The sequence below is a fragment of the Acetobacter okinawensis genome, assembly GCF_002153655.1.
Classification (GTDB): Bacteria; Pseudomonadota; Alphaproteobacteria; order Acetobacterales; family Acetobacteraceae; genus Acetobacter; species Acetobacter okinawensis_A.
Map to the genome: position 1 here is coordinate 1 of NZ_JOPJ01000057.1, position 2500 is coordinate 2500.

The 2500-nt window shown below is 54.4% G+C and carries 1 tRNA gene and 2 rRNA genes (1 of these 3 cut by a window edge); all 3 read right to left on the reverse strand.

What is annotated here, in order from left to right:
• Positions 1-285: 285 nt before the first annotated feature.
• A tRNA-Met gene (locus HK26_RS12545) sits at positions 286-362 on the reverse strand.
• Positions 363-413: 51 nt separating this feature from the next.
• Positions 414-529: ribosomal RNA gene (rrf, locus tag HK26_RS12550) — 5S ribosomal RNA — on the reverse strand.
• A 108-nt stretch (positions 530-637) separates the two neighbouring features.
• Positions 638-2500, reverse strand: a 23S ribosomal RNA gene (locus tag HK26_RS12555); it runs 876 nt beyond the window's last position.

Consider the following 2500-nt stretch of genomic DNA (forward strand, 5'->3'; position numbering starts at 1 on the left):
ATTCATGTCCGCAATCCACATCGCAGCAAGCGTCATCTTCTACCTCAAAGAATGAGTCCTGAGCCTAGGCGTCGTTCGTTTTGCCCTGCATGTTGGAGAACAAAAGCCCTGTCTCCGCGACTGCGAGGAATAACGCCCCATTTATCACGAATTTGTGAAACCCGACAAAATTGCGCCTGAATTCCTTTTCGTCTGTTTCCACTGCATTTCCTGCGCCCTTTTCCGGTCACAAAAAAACCCGCCTCAACGGGCGGGTTCGTCGTGTGATGTCAATCACTTCGTGCGTGGTTGCGGGGGCAGGATTTGAACCTGCGGCCTTCAGGTTATGAGCCTGACGAGCTACCGGGCTGCTCCACCCCGCGTTTGTGGTATGTGTTGATAATGTATGGGGTTTTGATTGGGTGGACTGGAAGACCTGGCGGCGACCGACTTTCCCGCGGCTTAAGCCGCAGTATCATAGGCGCTGGGGTTTTTCACGGCCGAGTTCGGGATGGGATCGGGTGGAACTCTCCCCGCCATGGCCACCAGGTCATCCAGACCACCCTAAGGGTGTGTGGATGCGGTTGGTGCGTTTTGGTTTTTGGTGTGTGACGTGGTTATGGATGATTTCTGTGCACGGGCCATCGTTAGATGGTGTGAGAGTGAGCCTATTGGGTGATTAGGACCAGTTAGCTGCACGTGTTACCACGCTTTCACATCTGGCCTATTAACGTGGTGGTCTACCACGACCCTCAGGGAGATCTAGTTTTGAGGTGGGTTTCCCGCTTAGATGCTTTCAGCGGTTATCCCGTCCATACTTAGCTACCCGGCTGTGCCGCTGGCGCGACAACCGGTGCACCAGAGGTATGTTCATCCCGGTCCTCTCGTACTAGGGACAAATCCTCTCAAATCTCCAACATCCACGGCAGATAGGGACCGAACTGTCTCACGACGTTCTAAACCCAGCTCACGTACCACTTTAATCGGCGAACAGCCGAACCCTTGGGACCTGCTCCAGCCCCAGGATGTGATGAGCCGACATCGAGGTGCCAAACCTCCCCGTCGATGTGGACTCTTGGGGGAGATCAGCCTGTTATCCCTAGAGTACCTTTTATCCGTTGAGCGATGGCCCTTCCACGCGGGACCACCGGATCACTATGGCCGACTTTCGTCTCTGCTCGAGCTGTCACTCTCGCAGTCAGGCGGGCTTATGCCATTGCACTCAACAGCCGGTTTCCGACCGGCCTGAGCCCACCATCGCGCGCCTCCGTTACACTTTGGGAGGCGACCGCCCCAGTCAAACTGCCCACCATACAGGGTCCCGGACCAGGCTTACTGGCCGCGGTTAGACATCAGAAAAATTCAGGGTGGTATTTCAAGGATGGCTCCACGGGAACTGGCGCCCCCGCTTCAAAGCCTCCCACCTATCCTACACAGAATGTCTCTGATGCCACTGTAAAGCTACAGTAAAGGTTCATAGGGTCTTTCCGTCTGACCGCGGATACCCCGCATCTTCACGGGGAATTCAATTTCGCTGAGCCGATGCTGGAGACAGCGGGGAAGTCGTTACGCCATTCGTGCAGGTCGGAACTTACCCGACAAGGAATTTCGCTACCTTAGGACCGTTATAGTTACGGCCGCCGTTTACCGGGGCTTCAATTCAGTGCTCTCACACCTCCTCTTAACCTTCCGGCACCGGGCAGGCGTCAGACCCTATACGTCGTCTTTCGACTTCGCAGAGTCCTGTGTTTTTACTAAACAGTCGCTACCCCCTGGTCTGTGCCACCCACAAATGGTTGCCCAAATGTGGGTCTCGCTTATCCCGAAGTTACACGAGTAATTTGCCTAGTTCCTTCAGCATCGTTCTCTCAAGCGCCTTGGTATGCTCTACCAGTCCACCTGTGTCGGTTTAGGGTACGGTCTATACGCCAGAGCTATTTCCTGGAATGCTCCAAAAGCCGGTCCAATCCGTTAAGGACCAACAACATATCGCATTCGTCACTTCTGGCAGGTTCAGGAATATTCACCTGATTCCCATCGACTACGGCTTTCGCCCTCGCCTTAGGGGCCGACTAACCCTGCGTGGATTAACCTTGCGCAGGAACCCTTGGACTTTCGGCGACAGTGTTTCTCGCACTGTTTGTCGCTACTCATGTCAGCATTCGCACTTCCGATATCTCCAGAAGGGGTCACCCCGCTTCCTTCACAGACCTACGGAACGCTCCGCTACCGCGCATACATAGTATGCACCCACAGCTTCGGCACGTGGCTTGAGCCCCGTTACATTTTCGGCGCAGGGTTTCTATTAGACCAGTGAGCTATTACGCTTTCTTTAAAGGATGGCTGCTTCTAAGCCAACCTCCTGGTTGTTATGGAATCCCCACATCCTTTCCCACTTAGCCACGATTTAGGGGCCTTAGCTGGTGGTCTGGGCTGTTTCCCTCTCGACAATGGACCTTAGCACCCACTGTCTGTCTGCCAGGCTAAACTTCCGGGTATTCGGAGTTTGGTTGGGTTTGGT